12 protein-coding genes are annotated in these 17,490 nt (G+C 71.6%); 8 read left to right on the top strand and 4 right to left on the bottom strand.

The window, feature by feature from the left end; genetic code table 11:
- Positions 1-38: 38 nt before the first annotated feature.
- Positions 39-1,043 (bottom strand): aldo/keto reductase family protein, encoded by a 1,005-nt coding sequence (locus DEI94_RS11570; RefSeq protein ID WP_111011594.1) that lies wholly within the window; start codon positions 1,041-1,043, stop codon positions 39-41.
- Positions 1,044-1,221: 178 nt separating this feature from the next.
- Here DEI94_RS11570 and DEI94_RS11565 point away from each other — a divergent pair, with 178 nt between their 5' ends.
- The 7 genes from DEI94_RS11565 to DEI94_RS11535 all read left to right on the top strand — a co-directional run bounded on the left by DEI94_RS11565 (position 1,222) and on the right by DEI94_RS11535 (position 9,002).
- Entirely contained in the window at positions 1,222-1,830 is a 609-nt protein-coding gene (locus DEI94_RS11565) for a GtrA family protein (RefSeq protein ID WP_111027602.1), read from the top strand.
- Positions 1,823-3,346, top strand: coding sequence for a glycosyltransferase family 2 protein (locus DEI94_RS11560; protein WP_181441886.1), 1,524 nt, complete (start codon positions 1,823-1,825; stop codon positions 3,344-3,346). The genes DEI94_RS11565 and DEI94_RS11560 overlap by 8 nt, the downstream gene beginning before the upstream one ends.
- Entirely contained in the window at positions 3,343-5,328 is a 1,986-nt protein-coding gene (locus DEI94_RS11555; protein ID WP_111027586.1) for an ArnT family glycosyltransferase, read from the top strand. The genes DEI94_RS11560 and DEI94_RS11555 overlap by 4 nt, the downstream gene beginning before the upstream one ends.
- 80 nt (positions 5,329-5,408) lie before the next feature.
- On the top strand, positions 5,409-6,248 hold the full coding sequence (locus DEI94_RS11550; RefSeq protein ID WP_111027587.1) for a DUF4397 domain-containing protein: 840 nt from the start codon (positions 5,409-5,411) through the stop codon (positions 6,246-6,248).
- A 22-nt stretch (positions 6,249-6,270) separates the two neighbouring features.
- Positions 6,271-7,425 (top strand): family 8 glycosyl hydrolase, encoded by a 1,155-nt coding sequence (locus tag DEI94_RS11545; protein ID WP_181435449.1) that lies wholly within the window; start codon positions 6,271-6,273, stop codon positions 7,423-7,425.
- On the top strand, positions 7,422-8,171 hold the full coding sequence (locus tag DEI94_RS11540; RefSeq protein ID WP_146244129.1) for a class F sortase: 750 nt from the start codon (positions 7,422-7,424) through the stop codon (positions 8,169-8,171). The genes DEI94_RS11545 and DEI94_RS11540 overlap by 4 nt, the downstream gene beginning before the upstream one ends.
- Before the next feature lie 51 nt (positions 8,172-8,222).
- Positions 8,223-9,002: a polyprenol monophosphomannose synthase gene (locus DEI94_RS11535; RefSeq protein ID WP_111011588.1), complete on the top strand. Its 780-nt coding sequence runs from the start codon at positions 8,223-8,225 to the stop codon at positions 9,000-9,002.
- A 1,471-nt stretch (positions 9,003-10,473) separates the two neighbouring features.
- On the opposite strand, the gene treZ is transcribed toward DEI94_RS11535, so the two are convergent.
- From treZ to glgX, 3 genes are read right to left on the bottom strand one after another with little or no spacing between them, the layout of a single operon-like run.
- Positions 10,474-12,261 (bottom strand): malto-oligosyltrehalose trehalohydrolase, encoded by a 1,788-nt coding sequence (gene treZ / locus DEI94_RS11530; protein ID WP_111011622.1) that lies wholly within the window; start codon positions 12,259-12,261, stop codon positions 10,474-10,476.
- Entirely contained in the window at positions 12,258-14,690 is a 2,433-nt protein-coding gene (gene treY / locus DEI94_RS11525; RefSeq protein ID WP_258376589.1) for a malto-oligosyltrehalose synthase, read from the bottom strand. The genes treZ and treY overlap by 4 nt, the downstream gene beginning before the upstream one ends.
- Positions 14,687-16,960: a glycogen debranching protein GlgX gene (glgX, locus tag DEI94_RS11520; protein WP_111027588.1), complete on the bottom strand. Its 2,274-nt coding sequence runs from the start codon at positions 16,958-16,960 to the stop codon at positions 14,687-14,689. Before glgX ends, treY begins: the two co-directional genes overlap by 4 nt.
- 157 nt (positions 16,961-17,117) lie before the next feature.
- On the opposite strand from glgX, the gene DEI94_RS11515 reads away from it, so the two are divergent.
- The gene (locus DEI94_RS11515; RefSeq protein WP_111011631.1) at positions 17,118-17,441 is read left to right on the top strand and encodes a hypothetical protein; all 324 of its coding nucleotides are present in this window, start codon (positions 17,118-17,120) and stop codon (positions 17,439-17,441) included.
- Positions 17,442-17,490 lie beyond the last annotated feature (49 nt).

The following is a 17,490-nucleotide window of genomic DNA, read 5'->3' as shown; positions in this document are numbered from 1 at the left end:
CGGGACGGGCGTGTCGCCGTGCGACCTGACCGCGTGGATCAGGCCGGACGGGAGGTCGGGGAGACCGACTTCGACGCGTCGCGCTCCGCGATCGAGCCGATGGCGTCGTCGATGCGCTGCATCGCCTCGGCGTCGAGGGTCACCCCCGCCGCGACGACGTTGTCGACGACCTGCTGCGGCCGGGAGGCCCCGATGATGGCCGACGCGACGTTGTCGTTCTGCAGGACCCACGCGATCGACAGCTGCGCCATCGACAGGCCGAGGTCGTCCGCGATCGGCTGCAGGGCCTGGACGCGCTCGAGCACGTCGTCGCGCATCCAGCGCGAGATCATCTGCGCGCCGCCCTTCTCGTCCGTCGCGCGGGAGCCCTCGGGGAGCGGCTGACCCGGCTTGTACTTGCCCGTCAGCACACCCTGGGCGATCGGGGAGAACACGATCTGCGACAGCCCGAGCTGCTTCGAGGTCGGGATGACCTCGCCCTCGATCACGCGCCAGAGCATCGAGTACTGCGGCTGGTTCGCGATGAGCTGGAACCCGAGCTGCTGGGCGAGCTCGTGTCCGGCGCGGATCTGGTCCGCGGTCCACTCGGAGACACCGATGTAGAGCGCCTTGCCCTGCCGCACCACGTCGGCGAAGGCCTGCATGGTCTCCTCGAGGGGCGTCTCGTGGTCGTAACGGTGCGCCTGGTAGAGGTCGACGTAGTCGGTCTGGAGGCGCTGCAGCGAACCGTCGATCGACTCGAGGACGTGCTTGCGCGAGAGGCCGACGTCGTTGTGCCCCTTCGGGCCGGTCGGCCAGTACACCTTCGTGAAGACCTCGAGGGACTGTCGCCGCTCACCCTTGAGCGCCTCGCCGAGGACGGTCTCGGCGGCTGTGTTCGCGTACGTGTCCGCCGTGTCGAACGTGGTGATGCCGGCGTCGAGGGCAGCGCGCACACACTGCGTCGCGACGTCGTTCTCGACCTGCGACCCGTGGGTGAGCCAGTTGCCGTAGGTGATCTCGGAGATCTTCAGTCCGCTGTTGCCGAGGTATCGGAATTCCATGCTCCGGACGCTACCGGAACGGTACCGATCCGGCGCTCGGGAGGGCGCCCCGGGCCTCCCGGCCGACCTGCCGGCGTGTGTCGGGGATGTGAACGTCGGGTGACGCGGCCCTGGCAATGGCCTGCACATGTCTGTACCCGGCCCAAACCGTCGCGGGGACCACCCTCGAATGGGTGTCATGACCCGAGCAACCACCCCCGTCCAGGGGCGACCCGTTCAGGGGACGGCGGACGTCCTCGTGGAGGCGGTGACCGGAGGCGTACCCGTCGTCCCACGGTCCCGTCCCCGTGCGGTGCGCCTCCCGCCGGCCGTGCGTCGGCGCCCCCTGCCCTCGGTTCGTCGGCGCCTCCCGAAGGCCGCGGCCGTCCGGGAGCTCGCGTCGTTCGGAGCGGTCGGTGGCGTGTCCTTCGTGGTCGACGTGGGCGTCTACAACCTGCTCCGCGCCACGGTGCTCGACGACAAGCCCGTCGGCGCCAAGATCGTCTCCGTCGCCGTCGCGACCCTCGTCGCGTGGCTCGGCAACCGGTTCCTGACGTTCCGGTCCCAGCGGACCGCGAACCGTCGGGAGACGGCTCGCGAAGGTGCCCTGTTCGTCCTGTCGAACCTCATCGGGCTCGGCATCGCGACCGGGTGCCTCTTCGTGTCCCACTACCTGCTCGGTTTCACCTCGACCCTCGCCGACAACGTCGCCGGCAACGGAGTCGGCCTCGTGCTCGGCACGATCTTCCGCTTCGTCGCCTACAAGGCAGTCGTTTTCCGCATCAAGGAGGCACCGGTTGATGAATGACACAGCAGTCGCGGCGCTCGCGTCGATCTCGCGCATCACGGCGGCGGGCCCGCTGTTGAAGCCGAGTCACGACGCGCCCGCGACCGACACCCCGAACCGCGGCACCACGTCCGTGCCGACCGGCGGTTCCGGGTCCACCCACCACGCGGTGTGGAGCCTGGGGGAGTGGATCGGGTACTCGGCGCTCATCGCCGTGTCGATCCTCCTGACCGTGGTGGCGCTGTCGACCCTCTGGTGGATGCTGCACGCGTGGCGGTCGCGCGAGGCGCTGCGGCAGACCAGCTTCAGCCAGAGCCCTCGTCCCGCGGCCCACCGGTTCACGCTCCTGGTGCCCGGACGGCACGAACAGGACGTCGTGGGCGAGACGCTCGACCAGCTCGCCCGGCAGGACCACCCCGATTTCGAGATCATCGCGATCGTCGGCGAGGACGACCCCGAGACCGACGCCGTCGTCCGGGCCGCCGCCCGACGCCACCCGGACCTCATCCGGGTCGTGGTCGACGACACCGCCCCGAAGAACAAGCCGAAGGCGATGAACCTCGCCCTGCAGCACGCGACCGGCGACGTCGTGGGCGTGTTCGACGCGGAGGACGAGGTGTACCCCCACCTGCTCACGCTCGTCGACTCCCGGTTCCAGGAGACCGGCGCCGACGTCGTGCAGGGCGGCGTGCAGCTCATGAACTTCCGGTCGAGCTGGTGGAGCCTGCGGAACGTCCTCGAGTACTACTTCTGGTTCCGGTCCCGCCTGCACTTCCACGCCGAGTCGAAGTTCATCCCCCTCGGCGGCAACACCGTGTTCGTCACGAAGGAACGTCTCGACTGGTCGAACGGCTGGGACGCCGGCTGCCTCGCCGAGGACTGCGAGCTCGGCGTGCGGCTCTCCGCCGACGGCGCCAAGGTGGTCGTCGCCTACAGCCCGGAGGCGGTCACCCGCGAGGAGACCCCGCCGACCTTCGCGTCCCTCCTCAAGCAGCGCACGCGCTGGAACCAGGGGTTCCTGCAGGTGCTCGGCAAGGGGGAGTGGAAGCAGCTCCCGAGCGCGAAGCAGCGGTTCTTCGCCCGGTACCTGCTCACCATGCCGTTCATCCAGGCGGCGACGGGGCTCCTCATCCCGCTGAGCGTCCTCATGATCGTGTTCGTCAAGGTGCCGACGGTCATCGCGCTCATCAGCTTCATCCCCGTCGCGCCCACCCTGATGCTCCTGGCCGTCGAGGTGGTCGGGCTCAACGAGTTCGGCCGCATCTACCAGGAGAAGGTCCGCATCCGCGACTACGTCAAGCTCGTCGTCGGCCTCGTGCCGTACCAGATCTTCCTCGCCGCCGCCGCCGTCCGGGCGGTCGTCCGGCACCTGCAGGGTCTCAACGCCTGGGAGAAGACCGAGCACACGAACCAGCACCGTCCCGCCGCCGTCCAGGGCTTCGCATCCGCGGTGACCCAGGACGTGGCGGCACCGACCAGCTCGCACGGCGTCCTGGCGATGGCCGGCGCGGACACCACCCGAGGAGGCGACCGATGACCGCGAGCGCGACACACACCCCGGCGGCCGGCAACATCGGGACCGGTCGTGCCCTCCGTGACCAGTCGCTCATCGCGACGTGGGTCGCCCGGCACGGCGCGAGTCTCGTCTGGGTCGCCCCACTCCTGGCGATCACCGCAGTGGTGCAGGCGTGGAACATGACCGGGACCCCGCAGCGCATCGACGACGAGGGCACCTACACGGCGCAGGCCTGGGCCATCGGCCACCTCGGCGAACTGACGCACTACACGTACTGGTACGACCACCCGCCGCTCGGCTGGATCCAGATCGCCGGGTACACGCAGCTGACCGGAGCGTGGCTGCGCTACCCGTACGCGGTCGACGCCGCTCGCGAGGCCATGGTGTTCTTCGCCGTGGTGTCCGCCGCGCTCCTGTTCGTCCTCGGACGCAAGCTCGGGCTGTCGCGGGCGGGCGCCACCGTCGCCGGGCTGCTCTTCGCGCTGTCCCCGCTCGCCGTGCAGTACCACCGCACGGTGTACATCGACAACGTCGCGACGCCGTGGCTCATCGCCGCGTTCGTGTTCGCCCTGAGCCGACGACAGCAGCTCGCCGGTTTCACCGCGGCGGCCGCGTGCCTCGGGGTCGCGGTGCTGAGCAAGGAGACCTACCTGCTCGCGTTGCCGTTCGTCGCCTGGATCGCGATCCGCCGCGCCGACCCCTCGACACGGCGGTACGCACTGAGCGTCGCCGGCGCCGTGCTCGCCATCATCGGCGGCGGGTACATCATGCTCGCCGCGGTCAAGGGCGAACTCCTGCCGCGCTCCGGTCAGGTCAGCCTGCTCGACGGCATCACGTACCAGCTCGGCTCCAGGAACGCGAGCGGATCGATCTTCGACCCGTCGAGCCTGGCGTCGAAGGCGGTGTCCCAGTGGTGGGACCTCGACCCCGTGTTCATCGTGTTCGGCTCGGCCGCAGCGGTCGTCGGGCTGTTCCTGCGCCGGGTCCGGCCGATCGCCGCGCTCCTGGTGTTCCTGCTCGCGATGATGTTCCGACCGAACGGCTACCTGCCGGTCCCGTACGTCATCATGCTCATCCCGATCGGTGCGGTCCTCGTGGCGTACACCGCCGAGCGTGCGGTGATCGCCGTCATGGGTCTCGGACGCCGTCGGGTCCGCGCTCGTCGGGCTGTCGGGCTCACCTGGCTCGTCGCGTGCGCCGCCGCCCTCGTGGTGGCCGTCCCGCTGTGGACCGTGCAGCTCCGCGGGTTCTTCCTCGCCGACCTGGACAAGCCGATGCAGCAGGCCGAGAACTGGGTCGGCGGCAACGTGCCGAAGAGCTCGCGGCTGCTCGTCGACGACGCGATGTGGGTGGACCTCGTCCACGACGGCTTCGCCCGCGACAACGTCATCTGGTACTACAAGCTCGACACCGACGGCGCGGTCGAGCGGCAGTCGCCAGACGGGTGGCGCGACTCGGACTACGTCGTCACGACGGACTCGATGCGCACCGGCGGCACGAGCTCGAAGGACGTCCACGCCGCCATCGCGAACTCGAGCATCGTCGCCTCGTTCGGCACCGGCGACCAAGAGGTCGACGTGCGCCGCATCCACTCCGAGGGCCACACTGCAGCACGGACGGAGATCACCCGCGCCGCGGACGTCCGGAAGACGCTCGGCACGCAGCTCGCGCGGAACCCGGGCCTGCACGCCACCGACGAGGCCGCGAGTCAGCTGCGCGCGGGCCAGGTCGACCAACGGGCGATCCTCGTGCTCGGTCAGCTGCTCGCCGCGCAGACCGTGCGCCTCGACACGTTCACGCCGCTCCCCGGCGAGACCGGCCAGACCTTCCGCCGACTCGTCGTCCACGGCACCTCGACCGCTGCCACCGTGCGCATGCAGAAGACGCTGCAGGCCATGACCGGCACGTTCCAACCGAAGCGCGTCCTGCGTTCCGGCGACACCCTGACGATCACCTTCTCGGCGATCGACCCGGCGACCACGGTCGTCACCTCGACGCCGTGACGGTGCGGGGGCTTCCCTGGCCCCCGCACCACCACGACGCCGACAACCGACGCGGACCCGATTCCGCAGGAGGAGCCCTCATGTCCACCCGAACCACCACGACGCCCACCCGAACGCTCCGCGCCCGGCGCCTCGCCGTCGCCGGCGCCGTCGCCGGTGTCGTCGTCGCCGCCACCGTCGGCGTCGGCGCCCCCGCGAACGCCGCCGCCCAGCCCGACGGCTGGCTCCGCGTCGGACACCTGTCGCCCGACACGAAGGGGGTCGACGTGCAGCTGTCGAACCTGTCCGGCGGGGCCAAGGTGTTCGAGCTCGACGACGTCGAGTACGGCCAGGTGAGCCCCTACAAGGAGCTCCCCGCCGGGACGTACGTACTGTCGATGCGGGCGGCGGACTCGCCGGACTCGACGCCGGTGATCTCCACCGACGTCACCGTCAAGGCCGGCTCGCCGACCACCGTCGTCGCCTACGGCAAGAACAAGCGGCTGCGCACCACGGCGTTCGCCGACGACCTCACGAAGCCGGGGGACGGCCAGGCGCGACTCCGACTCGTGCAGGCCGCGACGAACGCCAAGGAGATCGACGTGAAGACCTCCACCGGCACGACGGTCGCCCAGGACGCCCGGTTCGGCACCGCGACGCAGTACGCCACCGTCGACGCCGGCAAGTGGACCCTCAACGTGTCCGGCGGAGGCCAGCGGGGAACGGCCTCGGTCGACCTCGGCAGCGGCACCGTCTCGACGCTGTTCGTCCTCGACAACAGCGCCGGCAAGCTCACGGTGGTGCCCGTCGTCGACAGCGCCGCGACGGCCTCGGCCCCGGTCGGCGGGGTCCAGACCGGTGGGGGTGGCACCGCCGCCGAGGGGCCGTTCACGCGCTTCGAACACGCGGTGATCCGGTTCCTCCACGGGCTGGCCCACTGACCGCATGACGAGGAGACAGTGGATGACCTCGGCCCTCGTGGCCGTCGTCGCGGTCGCGTTGACCATCGGCATCGCGATCGTCGCGACGGCCCCGGGCCGATCGACGGACACCGAGCGCGCGGCGCAACCGGCCTCCACCGCAACGTCCGGCTCGGCCCCGGGCGGCGGACGGCGATCGGCCGCGACGCTCCGCGAGGACTTCCTCGACCGGTACGTGCGGGGCGGCCGCGTCGTCCGGACCGACCAGGGCGGCGACACCGTGAGCGAGGGGCAGGCGTACGGCATGCTCGTCGCGCTCGCATCGGGTGACCAGCGGCGGTTCCGCAGCATCTGGTCGTGGACGAGGCAGCACCTCCAGGGCGACGACCACCTGCTCGCCTGGCGGTGGACGACGGAGGGCGGGACCGCGGACGAGCAGTCGGCGAGCGACGCCGACCTCGACGCCGCACGCGCCCTCGTGCTCGCCGGCAAGCGGTTCGACCAGCCGGCGTACACGACCGCCGGGAAGCAGATGGCGTCGGCGATCCTCGATCGCGAGACCGCCCAGACCGACGTCGGGCGGATCCTCCTGCCCGGCCCGTGGGCCGCGACGGGCCAGCCGTACGCCTACGACGCGTCGTACGCGTCACCCGTCGCGTTCGCAGTCCTCGCGAAGGCGACCGGCGACCCGCGATGGGAGCAGCTCGAACGCGGCTCGCACGCCGTCACCGGGACGATCCTGGCGAACGCGGCGTTGCCGAGCGACTGGTCGCAGGTCCACCAGGACGGCACCGTCGACCCCATGCCGTCCGCGAACGGCACCGGCGGCCCCGTGGTCTACGGGTGGGACGCGATGCGCATGCCGCTCCGGTACGCCGAGTCGTGCACCGCGTCGGACCGGGCGCTCGCCGGCTCGATCGCACCGACCCTCCAGCGGAACACCCAGCTCGCCGCGCAGCTCGACCTCGGCGGCACCGCGGTCACCGACTCGACGAGCGCGCTTGCCTACGCGGCTCGCGCCGCCAGCGAGCAGGCCACCGGGTCGACCACCGCGGCGTCGCGCGACCTGCTCCGCGCCGACCGCACCGCGGCCACGACGCACACGTACTACGGCGACGCGTGGGCCGCGCTCGGCGCGACGATGCTCACCTCCGACGTCCTCGGCGGCTGCGCGACGAGCTCGGGCGGCGCGTCGTGATCCGCCTGCCCCGCTGGATGTGGGTGACCGGCGCCGCCGCGCTCGTGGTGGTCGGTGGGAGTGCCGGGGTCGCCACCGCGGTGGCGGCCGGCCGGGAGGCTCCGAGCGCCACCGGTACGTCGGCTGCGGCGGGCGCGCACGCCGCGGGTGCCTCCGGTGCGCCGCGGCCCGCTGGCTCGTCCGGGGCGTCGGGCTCGTCCGGGTCGTCGGGCTCGTCGCGCTCGTCCGGCGGCGGTGGGACCAACGCGGCCTCGGGCCTCCAGGACCCGACCGCGAACCGCGCCCCCACGACCGCGGCAGACGCGACACCGACGCGGGTCGAGGTCCCGTCCATCGGTGTCGACGCATCGCTCGAGCACCTGCACAAGGACGCCACCGGCGCGCTGCAACCGCCGACCCAGTGGATGGACGCGGGGTGGTTCAGCGACGGCGTCGTCCCCGGGCACACCGGACCGGCGGTCATCGCGGGGCACGTCGACTCGATCACGAGCGCAGCCGTGTTCTTCAAACTCGACGAACTTGCCCCCGGAGACGACATCGCGGTCGGCATGTCGGACGGCACCACGATCCACTTCACGGTCACCGGCACCGAACGAGCGCCGAAGACCGCGTTCCCGACGAACGACGTCTACGGCCCCACCCCGACGCCCGAGCTGCGGCTCATCACCTGCGACGGCGCGTTCGACCGCGCGACCGGCCACTACGTCGACAACCTGATCGTGTTCGCAGACCTCGCGAACGACTGAGCGGTGCGTGAACGGTATCGTCCGTTCGTGCCCACCGAGGAGACATCACGCATGAACGACGCCCTCGTCGTCATCCCCACGTACAACGAGAAGGACAACGTGCGGGCCATCGTCGCACGCACGCTGCGGGCATCGGACCGTGTCGACGTCCTCGTCGTGGACGACAACTCGCCCGACGGCACCGGCGCCATCGCCGACGAGCTCGCCGCTGCGGACCCGCGAGTACGGGTGCTGCACCGGGCCGAGAAGAACGGTCTCGGCGGCGCCTACCTCGCCGGCTTCGCCTGGGGGCTCGAGCGCGGGTACGAGCGCCTCGTGGAGATGGACGCCGACGGCTCGCACCACCCCGAGTACCTGCCGCACATGCTCGAGCTGTCCGAGACGAACGACCTCGTGCTCGGCTCCCGCTGGGTCCCCGGCGGCGAGGTCGAGAACTGGCCTTGGCACCGGTCGCTGCTCTCGCGCGGTGGCAACCTGTACTCCCGCCTCGCCCTCGGCATCGCGGTACACGACGCCACCGGCGGGTTCCGTGTGTTCACCGCCCCCGCGCTCCGGCGCATCGACCTGACCGGGATCGCGTCGCGCGGGTACTGCTTCCAGGTCGACCTGTGCTGGCGTGCGCTCGAAGCCGGGCTCCGCGTCGTCGAGACGCCCATCACGTTCACCGAGCGCGAGTTCGGCGTGTCCAAGATGAGCGGGAACATCGTCCGCGAGTCGCTCACCCTCGTGACGAAGTGGGGCGTCGACCGCAGGATCCGTGAGGTGAAGTCGCTCGTGCTGCACCGGCGGCGGCTGCCGTCGGTGCGCGCGAACGCGCACGTCGCGGCGTAGCTCTCGCCCGCGCGCGGCGGAGGTCGGGCGCGCGTGCGGCGTAGGTCGGGCGCGGCGCGTCGCGTCGTGGCTCGGGCGTGGCGCGGCGCCGCCCCGCTCACCGTCGCCCTCCTCTGGCGAGAACTCAGGAGGACCGGTGCCGGGCCTCCCGGCCGTCGCCGTGGGGTGCGCTGCTTCCTGCGTTGTCGACGTGAGCGAGGACGGCGTGGGACGCCGGTCGGGCCCGCCGAGCGTGGGCACCGTGCCAGCGTCCCCCTCCTCTGGTGACGATGCAGGAGGACCGGTGCCGGGCCTCCCGGGCGTCGCCGTGGCGTGCGCCGCTTCCTGCGCTGTCGACGTGAGCGGGCGCGGTCCCACTGTCGGTCCGGGCCGCGGGCGGCCGATCCGGATCCGGGGCCGCCGGCGCGCGAGACGCGACAACTCAGGAGGATCGGTCGCGCGCTCCGCCGCGTTCCCGTGGGCTCGTGGGTTCTCCTGCGTTGTGGACGTGGACGTGGACGTGGACGTGCGGGCGATGCCGCGGCGTCCGCGCGCACCTGGTGGTGCACGCGAGATCCTCCGTCCTCCGTCCTCCGTCCTCCGTCCGCCGCCCGCCGCCGCGCAGCCGACGATTCAGGAGGACTGTTGCGCTGCCCGCCGTGTGGGCCGCGACCGGCATTGATTTCCTGAGTTGTCCGCTTGCGGGAGGCGGGCGAGGGCGAGCGGCGCGGAAGCGCGAGCAACGAGGCGGCGAATCTCGCGAGTGGGGGCGATCCGGAGCCCCGGAGGTGACAACTCAGGAAATTCGTTGCGCTGCCCCCGGTGCGGGCCGGTTCCGGCGTCGATCACCTGAGTTGCCGACGCGGCGGCGCCCATGGGGGAGCGGAGCGGCGCAGGTGAGGGCACGCCCGGGAGGCGACAAGTCAGGAGATCCCGTCGCGGTGCGTCCGGTGGGGCTCGATCCCGGCGTCGCTTTCCTGCGTTGTCGACGCGGAGCCGAGGGTGGGGGCGCAGGCGGGTCCGTGGGGCGGGCGCAGGGGGAAGGCGCACCAGAGCGGGTAGTCAAGCAGGCGGCCAGGCGGCCAGGCGGCGGCGAGGCGGCGAGGCGGCGAGGCGGCGAGGCGGCCAGGCGGGGAGGGGGCGAGGCGGCGAGGCGGCGAGGCGGCGAGGCGGCCAGGCGGGGAGGCGGCCAGGCGGCCAGGCGGCCGGGCGGCGAGGCGGGGAGGCGGGCGAGGCGGCCAGGCGGGGAGGCGGCCAGGCGGCCAGGCGGCCGGGCGGCCGGGCGGCCAGCAAGGAGGCAGGCGCCGCCGGCAGCGAGCGCGTGCGGACCGGGTGACGCGTCGAGGGGCAGAGCGGGGCGGCGCAGGGCGGCCGGGTGCTCGTCCCCGAGCGCGGTGCGGGGACGGGGCGGCACCCGGCCCCACGTGCGGACGGGCAGAGCAGGGGTGGGGCGTACCCGCCCCGCCCCGCCCCACCCCGCGGAATGGACGGGTCAGCGCAGGACGACGACGCCCCGGCCGGTGAACTCCACGCCGTCGGCCGAGGCGGTGGCACCTTCCGTGGCGAAGAGCACCTCGGCGCCGGTTACAACGGGCACCGAGGCAGCGGCGTCCCCGAAGTGCACCACGATGTGGATGTCCGAGCGCGTCAGGACCAGCCAGCGGTCGTCCTCGGAGAACCGGACGCTGTTCGACGAGAAGCGCCAGTCGACCAGGGCCTCTTCACGGCGGCGGAGCGCGATCAACGCTCGGTAGGCATCGAGGACGCGACGGCCACGCCCCTCGAGGGTCTCCTCCCACCGGAGCTTCGACCGTCGGAACGTCTCGGGGTCCTGGGGGTCGGGGACGATGTCCGGGTCCCACCCCATCTGCTCGAACTCCTCGATGCGACCCTTCGCCGTCGCGATGCCGAGGTCCGGCTCGGGGTGCGACGTGAAGAACTGCCACGGCGTCGACGCCGCGAACTCCTCGCCCATGAACAGCATCGGCGTGAACGGCCCGAGCAGGGTCACGGCGGCGGCGACCACCAGACCGGCCTCGTCGAGGTGCTCCGCCAGGCGGTCGCCCGTGGCGCGGTTGCCGATCTGGTCGTGGTTCTGGTTCGCGACGACCAGCGCCGTGGTGGGCGCGGTCTTGGTGTCGATCGGCTGCCCGTGTCGACGTCCTCGGAACGACGACCACGTGCCGTCGTGCAGGAACCCGCGCTCGAGCACCTTCGCCAACGCGGCGAGTGGTGCGAAGTCGGCGTAGTACCCGGTGGTCTCACCCGTGAGCGCGACGTGGAGACCGTGGTGGAAGTCGTCCGACCACTGCCCGGTCAGCCCGTAGCCGTGGGCCTCGCGCGGGCGGAACATGATCGGGTCGTTGAGGTCGGATTCGGCGATGAGGGACAGCGGCTTCCGGATCCACTGCGCGAACGCGTCGGTCTCCGAGGCCATCTGTGCCAGGACGTGCGGCCGGGTGGTGTCGCGGATCGCGTGCACGGCGTCGAGCCGGAGCCCGTCGACGTGGAAGTCCCGGAACCACATGCGGACGTTGTCGAGGACGAACGCCCGGACCTCGGGCTGCTCGACGTTCACCGAGTCGCCCCAGGTGTTGCCGAGCCCGGCGAGCAGGTACGGCCCGAACAGCGGCAGGTAGTTCCCGCTCGGCCCGAGGTGGTTGTAGACGACGTCCTGCACCACGCCGAGACCGAGTGCGTGCGCCCGGTCGACGAACCGCTGGTACGCGGCGGCGCCCCCGTACGGAGCGTGCACGGCGAACCAGTCGACGCCGTCGTACCCCCAGTTCCAGATGCCGTTCACCGCGTTGACGGGCAGCACCTCGACCAGGTCGACGCCGAGCGCGACCAGGTGCTCGAGGCGGGCGGCAGCGGCGTCGAGCGTGCCCTCGGGGGTGAAGGTGCCGACGTGCATCTCGTAGATCACGGCGCCCCGGGCCGGACGCCCGGTCCAGCCCTCGTCGCTCCAGGAGAAGGCGTCGAGGTCGATCACCTCCGACAGCCCGTGAACGCCGTCGGGCTGCGACAGCGTGCGCGGATCGGGGACCACCGCGTCGTCGTCGCCGAGTCGGAACCCGTACCGGGCGCCGACGACGGGCGTGACGGCATCCGTGCTCCACCAGTCGTGGTCGTCGCGGGTCAGTTCGTGGTCCGTGCCATCGACGACCAACCGCACGCGGTCGGCGTCGGGGGCCCACACCTCGTACCGGCCGGCACGGATCGGTCCGGAGCGGAACGAGGAGCCGGTGCGGACGGTTCCGGCGGGCGGTTCGGGGATCATGCGTGGCCTTCCATCGTGACGCCCGAGGGCTCGTCCGTCGTGTTGGCCGCCGGCGCCAGGAGCGCGACGGGGTAGGTGCTGAGCAGGTCGGCCACGGCGATACCGCGTCCCGCCCGGAACGTCCGGCCGGTGAGGACGTCGATGCGGTCCTCCGGCACGGGGTGGATCATCGTGTCCGCCCAGCCGCCGGTCCGTTCGAGTCCGATCGGGAGGCGCGTGGCCACGACCACGGCACCGCCGCGGTCGAACGCGACGACGTGGTCCGCGGTGACGCCCGAAGCCGGCACCGGCAGGTACCGCGTGAAGAGCTCGGGCCGGTCGCGGCGCAGGTGCAGGGCGGCCGAGGTCACGAGGAGCTTCGCCGCGCCGGAGGCGTCGACCGGGGGCAGTGCGCCCTCCTCCACGGCGACCAGGAGACGTCGTCGCTCGGCGTAGTCCACGGGTCGTCGGTTGTCCGGGTCGACGAGGGAGCGGTCCCACAGCTCGGTGCCCTGGTAGACGTCCGGGACGCCGGGGCCAGCGAGCTGCACGAGCTTCATGCCGAGGCCGTTCGACCAGCCGGCGGCTTCGATGCGACGGTCGATCGCGTCGAGCTCCGCGACCACCTCCGGATCGTCGAACGCGGCGTCGACGAGCGCGTGCATACGCTCCTCGAAGGGCTCGTTCGGGGCGGTCCAGGTCGTGGTGTTCCCGGCCTCACGCGAGGCCTTCTCGGCGTAGGCGTGCAGCCGCTCGCGTGAGGCGGGCCGCGCGCCGACGATCGCCTGCCAGAGGAGGTTCGCGAGCACGCCGTCCTCGAGCGGTGCGAGGGCGTTCAGACGCTCGAACGCGGCGACCCACTCGTCACCCAGCTCGGCGAGCGTCGCGATGCGGGCGCGGGTGTCCTCGCTCCGCTTCGTGTCGTGGGTCGTGAGCGTGGTCATGGCGTGCGGCCAGGCGGCCAGGCGACCCTCTTGCGCGCGGTGGAACTCGGTCGGCGTGATGGAGAACACGCTCGGGTCCGTTCCCACCTCGCTCAGGCTCGTCAGGCGCGAGTAGCGGTAGAACGCCGAGTCCTCGACGCCCTTCGCCATGACCATCCCCGACGTCTGCTGCAGGCGGATCGCCGCCGGGTGCTCGGGGTCGGCGAGGAACGGGGCGATCCGGTCGATCACGGGGTCGAGGTCGGGACGGCGCTCGCACGCGGTCTCCAGGGCCTCGACGAGGTCGTGTGCGCCCTCCGGAAGGTAGGTCCGGTAGACGCCGAACGACGCGGTGACCTCGGCGACGGCGTCCTCGATGACACGAGGGTCGACGTCGGGCACCTCGGGCGCCAGGAGACGGGTCAGTCGGGCGACCTCGCTGCCGAGGATGCCGTCGGTCACGTCGCGCCGGGTGCCGTGCGTCAGGAGGTCCCACCGGAAGGCGTCCCGTTCGCCGCGCAGCCGCGAGTCGAGCGCGCCGAGCGGCTCCGCGCCGGCCGGGTCGACGAACAGGCGGTCGACGTACCCGAGGGCGTCGTAGCCCGTCGTGCCGTCGACGGGCCACGAGGCGGGCAGCTCCTCGCCGGGCTCGAGGATCTTCTCGACGAGGGTGTACGCCCCGCCGGTCAACTCGGCCAGGTCGTCGAGGTACCCCGCCGGGTCGTACAGGCCGTCCGGGTGGTCGATGCGGAGACCGTCGACCTGACCGTCGCGGAACCACTGCCCGATGAGGCCGTGCGAGGCGGTGAACACCTCGGGCTCCTCGACCCGGATCGCGGCGAGGGTGTTCACGGCGAAGAACCGGCGGTAGTTGAGGTCGTGGTCGGCGCGACGCCAGTGCACGAACTCGTAGTGCTGGCGGTCGTGGACGGTGCGCACGTCGTCGCCCGGGTTCACGGTCCCCGGGGCGGTCGGGTAGGCGGTCGTCCCGACCATGAGCTTGTCGCCCTCGAGCGTGATGGCGTCCAGGCCGTCCTCGGTGCCGCTCTCGAGGTCGTAGTCGAGCACGGGCACGCGGATGCGTCCGCCACCCGCGGCCCAGTCGACGTCGAACGCGTCGGCCACGGCGGAGTCCCGCCCGTGGGTCAGCAGGTCTTCCCACCAGGGGTTCGACGCCGGGTCCGCGACGCCCATGTGGTTCGGCACGATGTCGACGAGGACCCCGAGCCCGGCCGCGTGCGCAGCGGTCGTCAGTGCGCGGAACGCGTCGTCGCCGCCGCGGGACACGTCGATCCGGGAGTGGTCGACGACGTCGTAGCCGTGGCTCGACCCCGCTTCGGCTTGGAGGACCGGGGACAGGTAGACCCAGTCGGCACCGAGCGCGGCGATGTAGTCGACGACCTCGGCGGCGGCCGTCAGGTCGAAGTCGGCGGTCACCTGGAGGCGGTAGGTGGAGTCCGGGACGCGACGCGCGCCTCCCGGACGGCGAGCGGGCACCGCTGCCTGCTCGTTGTGGGTCGAGGTCACGTCGGGTCTCCCTTGCCGGCATCGGCGGTCGGTGCCGGGCGCGGGGTGCCCGGCGGGGTGGCGGTCATGGCCTCCGTCGCGGTGTCGACGCCGTCGGGGGCGGTCGGGGTCGCGGTCGGAGCGCTCGTGGTGGTCGTCGACACCGGTGTACTCGTCGGCTCCTGCGGGGGTTCCGCGCGGAGCACGAGCATCGAGCGCGCCGGCACGTCGAGCGGCTCTCCGGCGGCGACGATGTCGCCCTTCTCGCCCGGGTCGGCCGTGTCGATCCGGATCTTCCACGCGTGGGCGTACTCGTCGGACGGCACCGTGAACGTGACGGTCTCGGAGTGGGCGTTGAAGTACATGAGGAAGTTGACGTCGGTGACGCGTCCGCCGCGGGAGTCACGGCCGCGGATGCCGTCGCCGTTGAGGAACACCCCGACGCTCTTGCCGAAGCCGGAGTCCCACTCCTCCGGCTGCATCGCGTCGCCTTCCGGGGTGAGCCAGACGATGTCCGGCAGCGGCTCGTCCTGCCCGCGGCGCACGGGTCGGCCGTTGAAGTACCGGGTCCGTCGGAACGTCGGGTGGTGGCGCCGGAGGCGGACGACCTCGCCGACGAAGTCGATGAGCTCCTGGTCGGCGTGCGCCCAGTCGATCCAGCTCAGTTCCGAGTCCTGCGCGTACACGTTGTTGTTGCCGAGCTGCGTGCGCCCGAGTTCATCGCCGTGCAGGATCATCGGCACGCCCTGGCTGAGCAGGAGCGTCGCGAGGAAGTTCCGGCGTCGCTGGAGCCGGAGCGCCGTGATCTCCGGGTCGTCGGTGGGGCCCTCGACCCCGGAGTTCCAGGATCGGTTGTGGCTCTCGCCGTCGTTGTTGTCCTCGCCGTTGGCCTGGTTGTGCTTGTCGTTGTAGGAGACCAGGTCGAGCAGCGTGAAGCCGTCGTGGGCGGTGATGAAGTTGATGCTGGCCACCGGGCGGCGCCCGTCGTGCTCGTACAGGTCGGCGGATCCGGAGATGCGCGACGCGAACTCACCGAGCGTCGACGGCTCGCCTCGCCAGAAGTCGCGCACGGTGTCGCGGTACCGCCCGTTCCACTCGGTCCACTGCGGCGGGAAGTTCCCGACCTGGTATCCGCCGGGCCCGACGTCCCACGGCTCCGCGATGAGCTTGACCTGCGACACGATCGGGTCCTGTTGCACGAGTTCGAAGAACGTCGCCAGGCGGTCGACCTCGTAGAACTCGCGGGCGAGCGCGGCGGCGAGGTCGAACCGGAAGCCGTCCACGTGCATCTCGGTCACCCAGTACCGGAGCGAGTCCATGATGAGCTGGAGCGAGTGCGGGTGCCGGACGTTGAGCGAGTTCCCCGTTCCCGTGTAGTCGCGGTAGTACCGCTGGTCGTCGTCCATCAGGCGGTAGTACGCCGCGTTGTCGATGCCCTTCAACGACAAGGTGGGTCCGAGGTGGTTGCCCTCGGCCGTGTGGTTGTACACGACGTCGAGCACGACCTCGATCCCGGCGTCGTGCAGGGTCCGGACCATCGCCTTGAACTCCTGCACCTGCTGCCCACGGTCCCCGCTGGCGGAGTAGTGCGAGTGCGGGGCGAAGAACCCGATCGTGTTGTACCCCCAGTAGTTGCTGAGGCCCTTCTGCTGCAGGATCGAGTCGTTCACGTACTGGTGCACGGGCATCAGTTCGAGCGTGGTGACCCCGAGCCGCTTGAGGTGCCCGATGACCGCTGGATGCGCGACGCCCGCGTAGGTGCCCCGTTGCTCCTCGGGGATGTCCGGGTGGGTCTTCGTCAGGCCCTTGACGTGGGCCTCGTAGATCACGGTCTCGCCGTAGGGGACCTTCGGGTGTCGATCGCCCTGCCAGTCGAAGAACGGGTTGATGACCACGCCCTTCACCATGTGCGACGCCGAGTCCTCGTCGTTCCGGCTGTCTGGCGCACCGAAGGTGTACGAGAACAAGGACTGGTCCCAGTCGATGTCTCCACTGGTCGCCTTGGCGTAGGGGTCGAGCAGGAGCTTGTTCGGGTTGGCTCGATGCCCGCGCTCCGGGGCGTACTCGCCGTGCACGCGGAATCCGTACTCCTGCCCCGGACCGACGTTCGGCAGGTAGGCGTGCCAGACGTAGGCATCGACCTCGATCAGGTCGATGCGGGTCTCGGTGCCGTCGTCGTCGAAGAGGCAGAGCTCGACGCGTTCGGCGGCCTCGCTGAAGATCGCGAAGTTCGTGCCGCTGCCGTCGTACGTCGCACCGAGGGGGTAGGGGTTGCCGGGCCAAGTCTGCAAAAGCGGGACCTCCTGGTCGATGACCGGCCCAACCTATCGGCACCGCTCGGCGATGTCCGGAGCGCAGCCACGCCTGTGGACGGTCGGCGGTCCCGTTCCCCTGTGGACGGCCGGGGTGCCCGTGCTCCCGCCGATGCTCGGGAGTAGCCTCGCGCGCATGACGAACATCGCGGCGCAGCTCGCCGACAAGGTCCGCCCGCTCGGGGTCGCCACGAACTACGGCGACCCGATCGAGGTCGGTGACGCCACCATCGTGCCCGTGTCGATCGGGTGGTACGGCTTCGGCGCCGGCGGTGACCAGGACGAGAACGGCGGTGGCGGGGGCGGCAGCGCGTCGATCCCCGTCGGTGCGTACGTCCGCCGCCCCGGTCGTGCGCTCGTGTTCGAGCCGAACATCATCGCCCTGCTCGCGGTCGCGACGCCGTTCGCGTGGACCGTCGGCACGGTCCTGCGCAAGCTGGTGCGCGCCCTCAAGAAGTAGCGGACGGGAGGCGCGGGACCGGGCCTCCTGCCCGGCCACGGATCCATGC

Source organism: Curtobacterium sp. MCBD17_040 (genome assembly GCF_003234805.2).
Lineage (GTDB): Bacteria > Actinomycetota > Actinomycetes > Actinomycetales > Microbacteriaceae > Curtobacterium.
Note: the sequence above shows the minus strand (reverse complement) of the source record. Positions and strands in the feature narration are given on the sequence as shown.

What these genes read in the sequence shown, in the direction of transcription:
- DEI94_RS11570 (WP_111011594.1), bottom strand. Translation starts at nt 1,043, where the DNA reads ATGGAATTCCGATACCTCGGCAACAGCGGACTGAAGATCTCCGAGATC.
- DEI94_RS11565 (WP_111027602.1), top strand. Translation starts at nt 1,222, where the DNA reads ATGACCCGAGCAACCACCCCCGTCCAGGGGCGACCCGTTCAGGGGACG.
- DEI94_RS11560 (WP_181441886.1), top strand. Translation starts at nt 1,823, where the DNA reads ATGAATGACACAGCAGTCGCGGCGCTCGCGTCGATCTCGCGCATCACG.
- DEI94_RS11555 (WP_111027586.1), top strand. Translation starts at nt 3,343, where the DNA reads ATGACCGCGAGCGCGACACACACCCCGGCGGCCGGCAACATCGGGACC.
- DEI94_RS11550 (WP_111027587.1), top strand. Translation starts at nt 5,409, where the DNA reads ATGTCCACCCGAACCACCACGACGCCCACCCGAACGCTCCGCGCCCGG.
- DEI94_RS11545 (WP_181435449.1), top strand. Translation starts at nt 6,271, where the DNA reads ATGACCTCGGCCCTCGTGGCCGTCGTCGCGGTCGCGTTGACCATCGGC.
- DEI94_RS11535 (WP_111011588.1), top strand. Translation starts at nt 8,223, where the DNA reads ATGAACGACGCCCTCGTCGTCATCCCCACGTACAACGAGAAGGACAAC.
- treZ (WP_111011622.1), bottom strand. Translation starts at nt 12,261, where the DNA reads ATGATCCCCGAACCGCCCGCCGGAACCGTCCGCACCGGCTCCTCGTTC.
- DEI94_RS11515 (WP_111011631.1), top strand. Translation starts at nt 17,118, where the DNA reads ATGACGAACATCGCGGCGCAGCTCGCCGACAAGGTCCGCCCGCTCGGG.